Annotated in this window: 15 protein-coding genes; 8 read left to right on the forward strand and 7 right to left on the reverse strand. The window is 57.1% G+C overall.

Annotated elements, in window-relative coordinates; translation table 11 throughout:
• The first annotated feature begins 32 nt into the window (after window positions 1–32).
• Complete coding sequence (locus K9U38_RS07670) at window positions 33–383, forward strand: DUF1304 domain-containing protein (protein WP_224493744.1); 351 nt, start codon at window positions 33–35, stop codon at window positions 381–383.
• Window positions 384–405: 22 nt separating this feature from the next.
• On the opposite strand, the gene K9U38_RS07675 is transcribed toward K9U38_RS07670, so the two are convergent.
• The 7 genes from K9U38_RS07675 to K9U38_RS07705 form a co-directional block, all read right to left on the reverse strand.
• A complete protein-coding gene (locus K9U38_RS07675; RefSeq protein WP_224493745.1) occupies window positions 406–1,437 on the reverse strand; it encodes a peptidoglycan -binding protein in 1,032 nt (343 codons plus the stop codon).
• Between the two features lie 2 nt (window positions 1,438–1,439).
• Window positions 1,440–2,462 carry a MotA/TolQ/ExbB proton channel family protein gene (locus tag K9U38_RS07680; RefSeq protein WP_224493746.1) on the reverse strand — a complete coding sequence of 341 codons (1,023 nt, stop codon included), beginning with the start codon at window positions 2,460–2,462 and terminating at the stop codon, window positions 1,440–1,442.
• A gap of 194 nt (window positions 2,463–2,656) precedes the next feature.
• Window positions 2,657–3,448, reverse strand: coding sequence for an inositol monophosphatase family protein (locus K9U38_RS07685; protein ID WP_224493747.1), 792 nt, complete (start codon window positions 3,446–3,448; stop codon window positions 2,657–2,659).
• Between the two features lie 62 nt (window positions 3,449–3,510).
• Window positions 3,511–4,074 carry an elongation factor P gene (efp, locus tag K9U38_RS07690; RefSeq protein WP_224493748.1) on the reverse strand — a complete coding sequence of 188 codons (564 nt, stop codon included), beginning with the start codon at window positions 4,072–4,074 and terminating at the stop codon, window positions 3,511–3,513.
• Window positions 4,075–4,221: 147 nt separating this feature from the next.
• The gene (locus K9U38_RS07695) at window positions 4,222–5,385 is read right to left on the reverse strand and encodes a M20 aminoacylase family protein (protein ID WP_224493749.1); all 1,164 of its coding nucleotides are present in this window, start codon (window positions 5,383–5,385) and stop codon (window positions 4,222–4,224) included.
• 91 nt (window positions 5,386–5,476) lie between these two features.
• Window positions 5,477–6,556, reverse strand: coding sequence for a tetratricopeptide repeat protein (locus K9U38_RS07700; RefSeq protein WP_224493750.1), 1,080 nt, complete (start codon window positions 6,554–6,556; stop codon window positions 5,477–5,479).
• Window positions 6,557–6,572: 16 nt separating this feature from the next.
• A complete protein-coding gene (locus K9U38_RS07705) occupies window positions 6,573–7,229 on the reverse strand; it encodes a thiamine phosphate synthase (RefSeq protein WP_224493751.1) in 657 nt (218 codons plus the stop codon).
• A 221-nt stretch (window positions 7,230–7,450) separates the two neighbouring features.
• On the opposite strand from K9U38_RS07705, the gene K9U38_RS07710 reads away from it, so the two are divergent.
• From K9U38_RS07710 to ruvB, 7 genes are all read left to right on the forward strand, one after another.
• On the forward strand, window positions 7,451–8,218 hold the full coding sequence (locus K9U38_RS07710) for a sulfite exporter TauE/SafE family protein (protein ID WP_224493752.1): 768 nt from the start codon (window positions 7,451–7,453) through the stop codon (window positions 8,216–8,218).
• 138 nt (window positions 8,219–8,356) lie between these two features.
• Window positions 8,357–9,547 (forward strand): OpgC family protein, encoded by a 1,191-nt coding sequence (locus tag K9U38_RS07715; protein WP_224493753.1) that lies wholly within the window; start codon window positions 8,357–8,359, stop codon window positions 9,545–9,547.
• 120 nt (window positions 9,548–9,667) lie between these two features.
• Window positions 9,668–11,317, forward strand: coding sequence for an acyl-CoA synthetase (locus K9U38_RS07720; RefSeq protein WP_224493754.1), 1,650 nt, complete (start codon window positions 9,668–9,670; stop codon window positions 11,315–11,317).
• A 391-nt stretch (window positions 11,318–11,708) separates the two neighbouring features.
• Window positions 11,709–12,242, forward strand: a complete 534-nt coding sequence (gene rcdA, locus K9U38_RS07725; RefSeq protein ID WP_224493755.1) for a protease adaptor protein RcdA — start codon at window positions 11,709–11,711, stop codon at window positions 12,240–12,242.
• Window positions 12,243–12,327: 85 nt separating this feature from the next.
• Window positions 12,328–12,852, forward strand: coding sequence for a crossover junction endodeoxyribonuclease RuvC (gene ruvC / locus K9U38_RS07730; RefSeq protein ID WP_224493756.1), 525 nt, complete (start codon window positions 12,328–12,330; stop codon window positions 12,850–12,852).
• A complete protein-coding gene (ruvA, locus tag K9U38_RS07735) occupies window positions 12,849–13,466 on the forward strand; it encodes a Holliday junction branch migration protein RuvA (protein WP_224493757.1) in 618 nt (205 codons plus the stop codon). The genes ruvC and ruvA overlap by 4 nt, the downstream gene beginning before the upstream one ends.
• A 40-nt stretch (window positions 13,467–13,506) precedes the next feature.
• Window positions 13,507–14,547: a Holliday junction branch migration DNA helicase RuvB gene (ruvB, locus tag K9U38_RS07740; protein WP_224493758.1), complete on the forward strand. Its 1,041-nt coding sequence runs from the start codon at window positions 13,507–13,509 to the stop codon at window positions 14,545–14,547.
• The last annotated feature ends 1 nt before the right edge of the window (window position 14,548 follow it).

Genomic DNA, 14,548 nt, shown 5'->3' on the forward strand with positions numbered 1-14,548 from the left:
CTTTTGCTTCGGCCATAGTTGGGGGAAGGGTCATGATTGCGAATGTTCTGACGGGTTTGGTAGCGCTGCTTCACCTCTATTTCGTTTACCTGGAAATGATCGCCTGGGATAAGCCGCTGGGCCGGAGAACCTTCATGTTGACACCTGAATTCGCGTCTGCATCCAAGGCTCTCGCCATGAATCAGGGGCTTTACAATGGCTTTCTGGTTGCCGGATTGGTCTGGGGCCTCTGGCTCGGCGAGGCGGGCTTTGCGATCAAGGCCTTCTTCCTCGGCTGTGTCATAGTCGCCGGGGTATTCGGTGCACTGACAGTCAGCCGGAAAATCCTTTATGTCCAGGCTGTTCCCGCATTGCTGGCCCTGGTGGCACTGATTTACACGTAGACGGACAGAGCTTGCTCCGGACTCAGCGCTCCGTCAGTTTCAACTCAATGCGCCGGTTGCGCGCCCTGACCTCGGGCGTGTCGCCGGGTTCGAGCGGCTGGAACTCCCCAAAACCTGCAGCGACGAGGCGGTTTGAGGGAACGCCATTGGCAATCAGGAACTTGACGACCGAGATCGCACGTGCCGAGGAAAGCTCCCAATTGTCCTTGAACTGGCCGGTTCCGGATAGCGCGACATTGTCGGTATGACCATCGACGCGCAAGACCCAGTTTATCTCATCGGGAATTTCCTTTTGGAGCTCGATCAAGGCTATGGCGAGCTTTTTCATCTCTTCGGAACCAGCTTCGTTCAAGACCGCTGTGCCCGATGGAAAAAGCACCTCGGACTGAAATACGAAGCGGTCGCCGACAATGCGGATATTCTCACGATCCGAGAGAATTTCGCGCAGGCGACCGAAGAAGTCCGACCTGTATCGGTTGAGTTCCTGTACGCGCTGCGCCAAGGCAACATTCAATCGCTTGCCGAGGTCGGCAATCTTGGCATTGGATTCCTTATCCCGCGATTCAGAGGCATTAAGCGCGTCTTCCAGAGCGCCGATCTGCTTGCGCAGAGCCATGATCTGCTGGTTGAGAATTTCAACCTGCGACAGTGCACGGGCGCTGATCTGCTTTTCATTTTCCAGCCCGGTGGACAGTTCATTAATCTTGCCTTCGGCGGCGGCACCAGCACCGGTGCCCTCGGACAGCAATGACTGCAAGCGGGATTGCTCATTCTGCGCATTTGTCAGCGATGCCTGAAGGTTGGCGATCGTATCTTCAAGATCCTGCTTGTTGCCTTGCTCGAGCGACAGCAGCTGCGTGAGTTCGTTGATCTGCGAGTTGAGACGATTGAGAACTGCATCCTTGCCGGTGATTTCCTGGCTCAGGAGGAACTGTGCCAGCACGAAAACCGACAACAGGAACATGATCGACAGCAGCAGGGTGGATAAAGCGTCGACAAAACCCGGCCAATAGTCGACGTGTCGGATAGCCTTGCGATTGCGAACAAGGGCCATGGTTAATTGGCCTTGTCACGGGCGATGGCATCTCCCAGCTTGGCCAGCGTCTGCCGCATGGACTTCTGCTCATCGGCCTGCTTTTCCACCCAATCGCGCATCATTTGCTGCTCGGATCGCATGTTCTTCACCAGGCCCTGAATGCCTTCCGCCAGGCTTGCCAGGGCAGCTGTGGTGCGTTGGCTGGAGCCGCCCGTTTCCTGGATATTCTGAAGGCGTTCCGACAGGGCTCTCAACTCGTCGGATGTACCGCTGCTGGCGGCATCCAGCGCATGCAGGTCGGAGCCAAGGTCCGTAACGCTGGAAAGCCAGTTTTCCAGCTCGGTATAAAAGCGATTCTGTGCTCGGCCAGCCTGCAAATCGAGAAAGCCCAGTATCAATGAGCCGGACAGACCGAAGAGTGATGATGAAAACGCCGTTCCCATGCCACGGAGCGGAGACTGCAAGCCCGCCTTCAGCGAGTCGAGAACGCTATTGGCATCTCCGGCCCGCGGATCGAGTGACTGGATCGTCTGGCCAATGGAGCCGATGGTTTCCAGGAGACCCCAGAAGGTTCCAAGCAGACCGAGAAACACCAGAAGGCCGATCAGATATCGAGAAATGTCGCGGGTTTCATCAAGCCGTGAAGCGATGGAATCGAGCATCGACCGCATCGCAGTGGTCGAGAGCGCCATGGACTGGCGCCGCCCGATCAATGCGCGCATGGGAGCGAGCATCACCGGGCGCGCATTGGGATCATTGTTGCCCTGGCGGAACGAATTCACCCAGCGAACTTCTGGAAAGAGGCGGATGACCTGTCCGAACCCGAGAAGGATACCCACAGTCAGCACACCGAGAATCAGCCCGTTGAGCCCCGGATTGGTAACGAAAAAGCCCTGGATCTGACGGTAGAGTATGGCGGCCAGAAATGCGACTATTGCGAGGAAGATCGCCATGGATAGGAGCACGAACCGTGGGCTGGAGAGCCGGTAAGGATCATAATCATCGCCGTCCATACCCTGGCGGGTCGAACTGAAATCAGCCATTGCATCGTCTCCGCATTACCCAAATCGGTTTTGCGACCCTAGCCGAAATCATGGGGAAAATGGAAGTGCAATGGGGCAACGGTTGAATTTGTTCTTGGCGTGACAACTGCCGGTTGGTGAAAGGGCCCTCGACAGTGGCGCGCACCGAGGGGCCTCGTCCGTTTCACCATTGGCCGCACCAGAAGATCCAATGATCAGATGGGCTTCTTGAGGGTTTTCAACAGCGCACGCTGGATAGCCTCATTGCCGGCTACGACAGTCTTGCTCTCGACAACATCCTGGCTTCCATCAAGGTCTGTGACGAAGCCGCCCGCTTCGCGGACCAAGATGATGCCAGCGCCGATATCCCATGGCGAGAGGCCCGTTTCCCAGAAGCCGTCGAGGCGGCCAGCCGCTACATAGGCAAGGTCGAGCGCTGCGGCGCCCATGCGGCGCACACCGGAAACCTCGCCCATGACATTGCGCAGTTCGACGAGATAATTGCCATGATGTCCGCGCCCGAGATGAGGCACGCCCGTACCGATAACGGCATCCACCAGCTTTGAGCGACCGGCAACGCGCAGGCGGCGGTCATTGAGGAATGCACCGCCACCGCGTTCGGCCGTGTAGAGCTCATCCATGGCGGGGTTGAAGATCACTCCGGCGACGATCTGGCCCTGACGCTCGAGCGCAATCGAAACGCCGAAGATCGGTATACCGTGCAGGAAATTGGTTGTGCCATCCAACGGATCGACCAACCAACGGTGCTGACCGTCAGCACCTTCGATCGCGCCCGATTCTTCCATCAGAAAACTGTAGTCCGGACGAGCGCGATGCAGTTCCGTATAGACGATCTCCTCGGCCTTCTTGTCGGCTTGGCTGACATAGTCACCGGGGCCCTTGAGAGATACCTGCAGGTTCTGAACTTCGCCGAAATCGCGCGCTAGCGAGCGGCCAGCCTTCATGGCTGCCTGCACCATTACATTGAGAATAGCTGAACGCGCCATTTCGGGTTATTTCTCCGTCAGTATCAAATTGCGGGCGCCAGAAGACGGCGCCCCGGGACCGCTTAGTCGGCGCGGCGAATGTAGGTCAGCTCGTTGGTATCAACGACGATACGCTCGCCCGACGAAATGAACGGCGGAACCAGAACGCGAATGCCGTTTTCGAGCAGGGCCGGCTTGTAGGACGATGCGGCTGTCTGGCCCTTGACGACGGGGTCCGCTTCGGTGATCGCCAAAGTGACCTGATCAGGGAGCGAAATGCCGATTGGCCGTTCGTCATAAAGCTCGACCGTGACCATCATGCCATCCTGCAGGAACGCAGAGCGGTCGCCGACGAAATCCTTCTGCAGTTCGAGCTGTTCATAGCTGTCTGTGTCCATGAAAATGAGCGCTTCGCCCTGTTCGTAAAGGAAGGAGAAATCCTTCTGTTCGAGGCGGACCTTCTCTACGGTCTCGGCGGCCCTGAAGCGCTCATTGAGCTTTGTACCATTGAGAAGGTTCTTCAGCTCAACCTGATTGTAAGCGCCGCCCTTGCCTGGCTTTACGGCGTTGGTCTTGACGGCGACCCAAAGACTGCCATCGTGCTCGATCACATTGCCTGGACGGATTTCGTTACCGTTGATTTTCATTTGTCTATCCGGATTGGAGTTGGAAAATTGGCGCCGATTTTCACGGCGTGGCCAATATTGGCGCCTCCAAGACCACAAATTCGCGCGATAGGCAAGAGAAAGCGCAAAAACAAGCTTGCGCCATCTCCGTGCAAGCGACGCTGAACGTCATGCAGCAAGGGCAGTTTCCGCAAGCGAAACCCAATAGCTGATCCCGTAAGGGATGGCGTCGTCATTAAAATCATAGGCCGAATTGTGGAGACCAGGTGTATCGCCATTGCCAAGAAAAACAAAGGCACCGGGGCGGCTCTCAAGCATATAGGAAAAATCCTCGGCGCCCATCACGGGCGGCATGTTCGTGTTAACGGCAGCTTCGCCAACAATCGTTTGGGCGATCCTGACGGCGAAGTCCGTTTCACGATCATGATTGAACGTTACCGGATAGCCCTCATGGTAAATCACATCCGCCTTGCCACCGAAGACGGCGGCGGTCGACCTGACAATATCCGTCAGCCGCGTTTGTGCGAATTCCCTGATCTCCGGCATAAGGGTACGGACGGTGCCGCCAAGCTTGATGACATCGGGGATCACATTGGTGGCATCGCCGCCATTCAACTGCGTCACCGAAACGACCAACGCCTTGAGGGGGTCCGTCTCACGCGAAACAATCGATTGGAGCGCAAGGATGATGTGGGCCGAAATCACCACCGGGTCGACCGCAGTATGTGGCTCGGCGGCGTGACCGCCGCGACCCGTGACCGTGATCTCGAACTCGTTGGTTGCCGCCATTATCGAACCCTTGCGTGTCGCGAACTGGCCCACCGGAAGCCCCGGCGCATTGTGCATGCCGTAAACTTCGCTGATTGCGAAGCGCTCCATCAGGCCATCGTCGATCATTGCGCGTGCGCCGGCACCCCCTTCTTCGGCAGGTTGGAAGATGAGCGCAATCGTACCTTTGAAATTGCGGGTTTCTGCGAGGTACTGAGCCGCTCCAAGCAACATGGCTGTATGACCATCGTGACCGCAGGCATGCATCTTGCCTGGTGTTTTGGAGGCCCAGGGCCTGCCGCTGGCCTCGGTCATGGGAAGGGCGTCCATGTCGGCACGAAAGCCGATGACCGGACCGTCCCCATGGCGACCACGTACAAGACCGACCACTCCGGTCTGCCCCAAGCCTGTCTCGATGCTGTCGCAGCCGAATTCGCGGAGCTTGTCCGCAACGAAGGCAGCGGTCTGGTGCACATCATAGAGAATTTCTGGATTCTCGTGCAGGTGCCGGCGCCATTCTGCCACGTGGTGCTGCATTTCATGAGCCCGGTTTATCAGCGGCATTTTTCAGTTCCATCCCTTGGTCATTGTTCATTATGACGGAACGCTACGTCGCGCTTGCCCAATCAGTCAACGAGCGAGATTGAAGGATCGCTCACTGCAGCTTGTTCGCCTCGGCGATTGCCGCCTGCTTCTGGTCGTCATCGAGTCCATCCATGAACGAGTCGAGATCCGGATCGTTCAACCCCGCACGCTTGGCGACGATGTACCAGGCGGCAGCCTTGATCGAGTCTCCTTCCACGCCGATGCCATCACGATATAGCTTGGCAAGCCGGGCTTGCGCCGCAACATTCCCGCCGGTTGCAGCGCGCAACATCCATCCAAAGCCGGACTTGTATTCGTGAGGCCCCCCGAGCCCGGCAACAAGCCAGCTGCCAAGGTCAAGTTGGGCCGTATCATAGCCTTTGACGGCGGCCTTGATGAGGTAAAGCCTCGCCTTGGCCATGTCACGAGGAATGGTTGGCGTGCCGTTGGCGAGCACCTGGCTGACAGCATATTCGCCGTCGGGCAACCCCTGCTCAGCTGACTTCAGGAACCAGGGATAGGCATTTTCAACACCGCCAGGCCCCGGCTGCTCCTGCATGAGCAGTTGCCCAAAGTTGAATTGCGCAGCGGCATTCCCGGCTTCGGCCGCGGCCTTCGTCAGTTCCTTGGCCTTCTTGGGATCCTTCGGAGCGTACCGACCTTGAAGCAGGATCGCCGCATATCGGAACTGCGCCTCCGGAATTCCCTGTTCAGCGGCTTTGCCATACCATTTTGCCGATTCCGTCATGTTGATCGGGGTTCCAAGACCACGGGCCAATATTTCGGCAAGCAGAATCTGGGCAGCACCATCACCAGCTTCGGCGCGCGGCAAAGCGAGATTATAAGCCGTTTTGTAGAGGCCCCGCTGGTACGCACCGAAGGCTTCGTCAGCGGGCGCCTTGCCGAACCGTGTCGGGTTCACCGCCTCGAGCGCGGGGTCGCCCGGCGCCTTTGGCTTGTCCTGCTTTGCCGTGGTCTCCGACGATTCCGATTTTGCCGCTGAGGAAGGAGATGGGGACGTTGATGGTTTTACCGGCTCGGCAGTGGCCGGTGCTTCGGTGGTCTGGGCAAACGCCGCCGACGCTGCAAGCGGCAAGACCACCAGCATCGCTGCCAGTAGGGACCGTTGATTTCCAGGAAATACTGCCATTAACCTCTGCTGACCTCTATTCCTCAAATCGCGGTGCGTGCTCATCAAGAAGCCTGTTGGCTTCCCTAACAGCCGCGGCTGTATCCTCTGCATCGAATACCGCGGCACCGAGAGCGATGAATTCAGCCCCCGTCATAGCTGCGTCGGGGATGCTTTCAAGCGAGTTGCCTGCCTGCACGATGCAAGGGATTTCAACCATTGACGCCCACCAATCGGCAAGCTCAAGGTTGCGTGGGTGCGCCTCAGGCTTCGTGTCTGCGCCAATTTTGCCGAAAAGCACGTAGTCGGGCTGGGCTTCGCCAATTTCCAGCGCAGTGTGGCGATTCTTGATATTGCCGGTGCCGACGATCATTTTCGGCGAAAAACGTTCGACATTGCCGGCGACATCTGCCACCGCTCCCTCGAAATGCAGGCCATCCGCTTTCACCCGGCCGGCAATCTGCGTATTTCCGACGATTATCGCCGCAGCGCCTGCTTTCTGGATGACCGGGACGGCCGCCTCGGCGATGGCCTGAAACAGGTTTTCATCCGCATCGTAGCCTGGCACCAAAACCGACGCGACATCGCCCCCCGATAACGCGTCGGCAAGGCGTCTGGCAAGTTGGTCCGCGCTGGCGGCAGGAGGCGCAATCAGAACGATGCGGCAGCGTTGGGGTGTCGGATGGGTGTTCATGGCTGCAACCTTACAATCGTTCTCTATAGAATGCGTAATCGTGATGGAATTCGGGCATAGAGGATGGCGGGTGTTTTGAACAGCCCTTCCTGTGGCCCGTGTTTTCTCCTTACGTGCTTGACGCTTTGTGTATCAAATCGGGGCATAATTCCAAAAAGCATTTTTCAATTGCCGCGAGCGGGTCTAAACCATTGCAGCCCCTCCTGCCGGATTTTCCCGCCATGCCTGATCTCTTGATGAACCCATGGTTCTACGCTGCCGCCGTTCCAGCTACTATTCTGATCGGGCTGTCCAAGGGCGGACTCGGTGGCGCAATGGGCCAGGTTGGCGTTCCACTGATGGCGCTGGTCATGCCGCCCGTTCAGGCCGCAGCAATCATGCTGCCGATCCTGATCATCATGGATGTGGCAAGTCTCTGGTCGTGGCGCGGATACCGTGATGCGAAAACGCTGCAGCTGATGTTGCCCGGGGGATTGCTGGGAGTCGGTATAGGATGGCTCACAGCCTCCATTGTTACCGATGACATGGTGAAGCTGATCGTAGGTGTCATAGCCATCATATTCTTTGCAAGGTATGCGTTCGCGAGTGCGGCCAAGCGTGCATATGCTCAACCGCACAATGCGGGGGCGGCGACCTTTTGGTCTACCATCGCCGGCTTCACAAGTTTCGTCGCCCATGCGGGAGGGCCGCCCTACCAGGTGTACGCCTTGCCACTGCGTCAGGATCCCAGAGTCTATAACGGAACCAGCGTTATTTTCTTTGCCATCATCAATGCTGTGAAGGTCATTCCGTATTTTGCTCTCGGTCAGTTCGATACCGCCAATTTGAAGGCGTCGGCTGTCCTCGTACCACTCGCTCCGTTGGCAACTTTTGCCGGGGCCTGGATCGTGAAACGCATGCGAGCCGAGGTTTTTTATCCGTTCATGTATGGCATGATCCTGCTGATGGGATTGAAGCTTACCTACGACGGCATCCTCAGCCTGTTATAATTTTCAACGAAAGTTGATCGGGCGAAACGCAACTTTTGCCCTATGTCAACATTACCAATCCACTACCGCCCAAGCGAGTCGCTCCCCATAGAGGCCGGGGCGATACTGAATTAGCATGACAGGATATCGGTGAACGCTATGACACAGACTGAGCTGAAACAGCGGGATACCCGTATCGATGTTTTTCGAGCCCTGGCGCTTCTAACGATCTTCATCAATCATATTCCGGGAACGGTTTATGAGAACTTGACCCACAAGAATTTCGGATTTTCGGATTCGGCCGAGGCCTTTGTCTTGATTTCCGGTATTGCGGTCGGGCTCGCATATGGTTCCAAATTTGAAAGCGGTGCCCGGTTCCTGATGACGCTGAAGGCTTGGCGCAGAGCTGCCACGCTCTATTGCACCCATATACTGACAACGATCGCAACCTTGGCGATCTTCTGTGCAGCGGGGATCTATCTGAAACGCCCCGATTTCATGTCCTTTATCAATATCGGTCCCCTTGTCGATGAGCCGGCCAAGGCCTTTATCGGGCTTGCCACGATGGGTCATCAACTTGGCTATAACAATATTCTTTCCATGTATGGCGTCTTGCTGCTGATGTTGCCGGCGTTTCTGCTGATCGCCAGCTTCAGTATTCCGGCCATGGTGGCGGTTTCGGCTATCCTGTGGCTGGTCTCAGGCATCTACCAGATTGCCCCACCGAACTATCCCACTGGCGGTGTGTGGTTCCTCAATCCGTTGTCCTGGCAGTTTCTTTTCGTGATCGGTATCGCCGGCATCATGCACGTGCGGCGGGGCGGCAGTATTGTCTTCAACAAGTATCTGTTCGGCCTCTGCGTCGCCTACATCCTCACGGCGCTGGTTTGGGTTCGCTGGCCGCTCTGGGGTGTGGATACATCGCTTGGCTTGCCAATGGTCGTGACCGGGTTCGATAAGACTTTCCTGTCGCTGACACGGCTTGCCCATGTGTTGGCGCTTGCCTATGTGATCGCGTCGGTTCCGGCCATCTCGAACCTTGCGCGCACGTCTGTTGACCACCCGCTGGCGCTACTCGGCAAGCACTCTCTGCCAGTCTTCGTGGCAGGCACAATCCTTGCCATGGTGGCTCAGGTGGTAAAGGTGATGAACCCTGGCGGTCTTCTGGATGATACGTTGCTGATCGCCAGCGGAATAATGGCGCAGTTCGCCTTGGCTTATTATCTTGAATGGTTGCCGCGCATCGGTTGGGGCCGCCCTGTACAGGCAACGAAGCCCAAACCCGTGCTTACTGGCCGACCTGTTGCGACACCAAACATGAAACCGGCAACGAGAGCCGTCGTTTCCTGAAAGCTGCAGAGATTGACGAGAGCCCGCCCCGTGCGGGCTTTTGATTGTGGTTCAAAAAATCGGTGGCTTCACTTCGTTCGTATGGTCTAAACTTGGCACCTATCGCGTTTGGAGGCGTGCATGGGTGGAATCTTCGACCACGATCTGGAGCGTTCACCGGCAAATTACCAACCGTTGACACCGCTCTCCTATCTTGAGCGAGCGGCCCGGGTTTACCCCAACCGGACAGCGATCATTCACGGCTCGTACTGCATCGATTACGGGACTTTCTACCGGCGAGCTTGCCAGCTCGCATCGGCACTTGCCGGGCAGGGCATTGGAAAGGGCGACACCGTCAGTGTAATGCTGTCGAATACCCCTCCCATGCTGGAGGCGCATTTTGGCGTCCCGATGACGAAGGCAATCCTGCATTCGTTGAACACACGACTCGATCCGGCCGTCATTGCGTTTCAACTCGATCATGCTGAAACCAAGCTGGCAATCGTCGATACAGAGTTTTCAGCTGTGTTCCGCAAAGCGTTGAAGCTCGCCAGGGTACAGCCAAAGATCATCGATTTCGTGGATGATCAATATCCCGCCGACGCGCCCTATGCGCAGGGAGAGCGCATAGGCGAACTCGACTATGGCACGTTCGTCGAGTCCGGTGACCCGGACTATGCGTGGTCCATGCCTGATGATGAATGGGACGCAATCACGCTCAACTATACGTCCGGCACAACGGGCAATCCCAAAGGGGTCGTCTATCATCACCGCGGCGCGGCACTGATGGGCTATGGCAATATCATTGCATCCGGGATGGGGCGCTATCCGGTCTATCTGTGGACACTGCCGATGTTCCATTGCAATGGCTGGTGTTTTCCTTGGACGCTGGCATTGCAATTCGGCACGCATGTCTGCCTGCGCTGGGTCAGAGCAAAGCAGATCTATGACGCGATTGCCGATCATGGTGTTACACATCTGTGCGGCGCTCCGGTGGTCATGTCGACTCTGATCAACGCACCGGAGGCCGACAAGCGGGCATTCCCGCAAATGGTGACATTCAACACGGCGGCCGCTCCGCCACCGGAATCAATCCTTGCCGGCATGGCGGGAGCGGGGTTCGCCGTCACTCATCTTTACGGTCTTACCGAGACCTACGGACCTGCCGTGGTCAATGAATGGCAAAATGAATGGGACGAGCTTGAGACATCGTCGCGGACCGCCATGAAGGCACGTCAGGGTGTGCGCTATGTAGCACTGGACGACCTTGCGGTTCTCGACCCCGAAACGATGCGGCCCGTCCCTGCCGATGGCGAAACGATCGGCGAGGTGATGTTTCGGGGTAATATCGTGATGAAGGGCTATCTCAAGAACCGTCAAGCCAGCGATGAGGCTTTTGCCGGAGGCTGGTTTCACTCCGGCGATCTCGGCGTGATGCATCCGGATGGCTATATCCAGCTCAAGGACCGGTCGAAGGACATCATCATTTCAGGCGGCGAGAACATTTCATCCATTGAAGTCGAGGACGCTCTCTACAAGTTTCCCGCGGTCAGTGCCTGTGCCGTGGTGGCCCAGCCGGATGACAAATGGGGTGAAACACCGCTGGCGTTCGTGGAACTGAAGCCTGGTCATCAAGCCAGCGAAGACGAACTCATTGCCCATTGCCGGACATTGCTGGCGAAATTCAAATGTCCGAAGCATGTGAGATTCGAAGCGATTCCGAAAACCTCCACGGGCAAGATTCAGAAGTTCGAACTCCGCAAGCGAGCCAGGGAGATTTCGGGCGAGTAGCCACCTGACCAAGCAACGGAACACAGGAGCAGGGGAAGTGTCATCAACTTGATTGTCGACGTTAACCAATCGTTAAGCATTACAATCTATAAATTGATCATCCAGTTTTCTGGATTCTTACCAAGTGGTTTGGCCACTTTGTTTGACGCCTCCCTGTTAGACTCCTGAGAGCCGCCATGTTTTGCGGCTCTTTTTTTATGTTCATATCTTTTTTCCGACCCTGCCGTTAACCCTTTATTAAGGATAAACTTGCGCTCATGTGAGGATGCAGGCAGGTTGCTGGGGAATACTGCCCGCCGACCGTTGTGGTGCCCAGCTTGCTGATCCAGTAAGGGGGTACTGCTTTGGAAAAATTGCGGATCGTGGCAGCGCATTTTAGGTAACAGGGCATATGATGGCTGAACAGGAATTCCACGTGGACAACACGATACGGCTCGCAGAGCGCATGGTCCGCTCGGAGAGCTTCAACTACCTTTACGATGAAGGTATGAGCCTCGTGGAAGAAGCTGCCTCCTACCTTGATGGCGAGGGACGCGAGGAAGCACGGCGATTGTCCCGCACGGCTGCGACCCTTTATGCGGCCGAATCAATGCGCCTTACGACGCGCCTGATGCAGGTCGCCTCATGGCTGCTCCTTCAACGCGCGTCGCGTAGTGGCGAGATGACGCTGGAGCAGGTGCTGTCGGAAAAAGCCAAGGTACGTCTGGACACGGATTCGGCTCCCGAAACTGTAGCAGGCTGGAACGAGATTCCGCTTTCGTATTGCGATCTCGTGCACCGGTCACTGCGTCTGCAAACTCGCGTTCGTCAGATGGACGATGAAATTTACAATGAGCGGACGGAAGCAGATCACAGGCGGGTTCTGTCCGCCAATCCGGTGTCGGACCAGATTACCCTGCTTGCGACCGCATTCAGCCATCGCTGAGGAATTCAGCGCACCGCTCGGTTTGTTTCTCTTTTGTTCACCTTTCTGCTGTCAACATGCCTGAGACATGGATAAGGTTTTCAGCATGAAAGAAGCGATTCGCATCATTGGCATTGATCCCGGACTCCGCCGTACCGGTTGGGGTATCATCGAGACACTGGGCAACTCGTTGCGCTTTGTGGAGGCTGGCACAATCCTTTCCGATGCCAAGCTCGATCTGGCCTCACGGCTTTGTCAACTGCATGACGGTCTTACGGGGGTGATTCACCGAATGATGCCGCATGAGTCGGCCGTCGAGCACACCTTCGTCAACAAGGATGCCACGGCCACCCTCAAGCTCGGTCAGGCCCGCGGGATTGCCCTGCTTGTACCTGCCCTTGCCGGACTTCATGTTGCTGAATATGCCCCGAATGCGGTCAAGAAAGCTGTCATCGGTGTGGGGCACGGCGAAAAACAGCAGATCCACATGATGGTAAAGGTCCTGATGCCGAAAGCGACGTTCGATACTGACGATGCCGCCGACGCACTTGCTGTTGCGATCTGCCACGCGCATCATCGGCAGAGCGCGATCGGACGCATCGCGATCGAACAAAAGCTGGCGGCGCTATGATTGGAAAATTGAAGGGTACAGTGGACGAGATCGGCGAGGACCATGTCATCGTCGACGTGCATGGTGTCGGCTATGTGGCATATTGTTCCGCGCGAACGCTATCAAATATGCCGGGACCCGGCGAAGCGGTGGTGCTGCTTATTGAAACCTATGTACGCGAAGACTTGATACGCCTGTTCGGTTTCGGTACGGCGCTCGAACGGGAATGGTTCCGCCTGCTGCAAAGCGTGCAGGGTATCGGCGCCAAGGTAGCATTGAGCGTGTTGGGTACGCTCACCCCGTCGGATCTGGCCAATGCGATTGCGCTGCGCGATATTGCCATGGTCAGTCGTGCGCCGGGTGTGGGCAAGCGCGTTGCCGAGCGTATCGTAACGGAACTCAAGAACAAGGCGCCCGCCTTTGCTGGAGAAGCATCGGGTACCATCGGCCTGAAACAGGAGCTAGGCGAAGGCGTTGCTCCAGCGCCCGTAAGCGATGCGGTATCGGCGTTGACCAATCTTGGCTATTCACGCGATCAGGCCGCCAACGCCATCGCTGCTGCCCTGAAGAATGCGGGCGAAGGCGCCGACTCGACCAAGCTTATTCGGCTTGGTCTGAAGGAATTGTCACGCTGATGCGGTTGTTTGATGGGACCGGTTATGCGAGGACATGCGCATGAGTGATGCTAGCCGTCTGATAACACCCGACAAGCGCGGAGAAGATCTCGATACGACGCTGCGCCCGCAAACCCTTGCCGATTTTGTGGGGCAGGCGGCAGCGCGCGCCAATTTGAAAGTCTTTATCGAAGCAGCAAAGTCGCGTGGCGAGGCGCTCGACCATGTGCTGTTTGTCGGACCTCCCGGCCTTGGCAAGACGACGCTGGCGCAGATCATGGCCAAGGAGCTGGGCGTCAACTTCCGCTCGACGTCGGGCCCGGTAATCGCCAAGGCAGGCGATCTTGCCGCGCTGCTGACCAATCTGGAAGAGAACGATGTCCTTTTTATCGATGAGATTCATCGCCTCAATCCGGCCGTGGAGGAAATCCTCTACCCGGCAATGGAAGACTATCAGCTTGACCTGATCATCGGTGAGGGCCCGGCTGCGCGTTCTGTGAAGATCGACCTGGCCAAGTTCACGCTGGTTGCAGCGACGACACGGCTTGGACTCTTGACGACGCCGCTGCGTGACCGCTTCGGCATTCCCATCCGGCTGAATTTCTACACGGTCGAAGAACTGGAACATATCGTGCGTCGCGGTGCGCGGATCATGGGTATTGGAATGACGGATGATGGCGCCCTAGAAGTGGCACGCCGCGCCCGCGGTACGCCGCGAATTGCCGGCCGTCTGCTGCGGCGGGTACGGGATTTCGCCATCGTTGACGGAAAGGACAGCATCGATCGTGCGACGGCCGATTCCGCCCTGTTGCGGCTGGAGGTGGACTCACTTGGCCTCGATCAACTTGACCGGCGGTACCTTGCCATGATCGCCCATAATTTTGGCGGCGGCCCCGTGGGTATCGAAACGATTGCCGCCGGCCTGTCCGAGCCGCGTGACGCCATCGAGGATATTATCGAGCCCTATCTCATTCAGCAGGGGTTCATCCAACGGACACCGCGTGGACGGGTCCTGACGGCAAATGCATTGAAACATCTGGGCCTTAACGCCCCAGCGGAAGTCGCCCAGCAGCAGATCAGCCTGTTTCAGGAAGATGACTGAC

This window comes from Phyllobacterium lublinensis (assembly GCF_020164435.1).
Lineage (GTDB): Bacteria > Pseudomonadota > Alphaproteobacteria > Rhizobiales > Rhizobiaceae > Phyllobacterium > Phyllobacterium lublinensis.

Coding starts and splice junctions, on each gene's coding strand:
- K9U38_RS07670 (WP_224493744.1), top strand. CDS start 33: ATGATTGCGAATGTTCTGACGGGTTTGGTAGCGCTGCTTCACCTCTAT.
- K9U38_RS07700 (WP_224493750.1), bottom strand. CDS start 6,556: ATGGCAGTATTTCCTGGAAATCAACGGTCCCTACTGGCAGCGATGCTG.
- K9U38_RS07710 (WP_224493752.1), top strand. CDS start 7,451: ATGCCTGATCTCTTGATGAACCCATGGTTCTACGCTGCCGCCGTTCCA.
- K9U38_RS07680 (WP_224493746.1), bottom strand. CDS start 2,462: ATGGCTGATTTCAGTTCGACCCGCCAGGGTATGGACGGCGATGATTAT.
- rcdA (WP_224493755.1), top strand. CDS start 11,709: ATGATGGCTGAACAGGAATTCCACGTGGACAACACGATACGGCTCGCA.
- K9U38_RS07675 (WP_224493745.1), bottom strand. CDS start 1,437: ATGGCCCTTGTTCGCAATCGCAAGGCTATCCGACACGTCGACTATTGG.
- K9U38_RS07715 (WP_224493753.1), top strand. CDS start 8,357: ATGACACAGACTGAGCTGAAACAGCGGGATACCCGTATCGATGTTTTT.
- K9U38_RS07695 (WP_224493749.1), bottom strand. CDS start 5,385: ATGCCGCTGATAAACCGGGCTCATGAAATGCAGCACCACGTGGCAGAA.
- ruvB (WP_224493758.1), top strand. CDS start 13,507: ATGAGTGATGCTAGCCGTCTGATAACACCCGACAAGCGCGGAGAAGAT.
- ruvC (WP_224493756.1), top strand. CDS start 12,328: ATGAAAGAAGCGATTCGCATCATTGGCATTGATCCCGGACTCCGCCGT.
- K9U38_RS07705 (WP_224493751.1), bottom strand. CDS start 7,229: ATGAACACCCATCCGACACCCCAACGCTGCCGCATCGTTCTGATTGCG.
- K9U38_RS07720 (WP_224493754.1), top strand. CDS start 9,668: ATGGGTGGAATCTTCGACCACGATCTGGAGCGTTCACCGGCAAATTAC.
- ruvA (WP_224493757.1), top strand. CDS start 12,849: ATGATTGGAAAATTGAAGGGTACAGTGGACGAGATCGGCGAGGACCAT.
- K9U38_RS07685 (WP_224493747.1), bottom strand. CDS start 3,448: ATGGCGCGTTCAGCTATTCTCAATGTAATGGTGCAGGCAGCCATGAAG.
- efp (WP_224493748.1), bottom strand. CDS start 4,074: ATGAAAATCAACGGTAACGAAATCCGTCCAGGCAATGTGATCGAGCAC.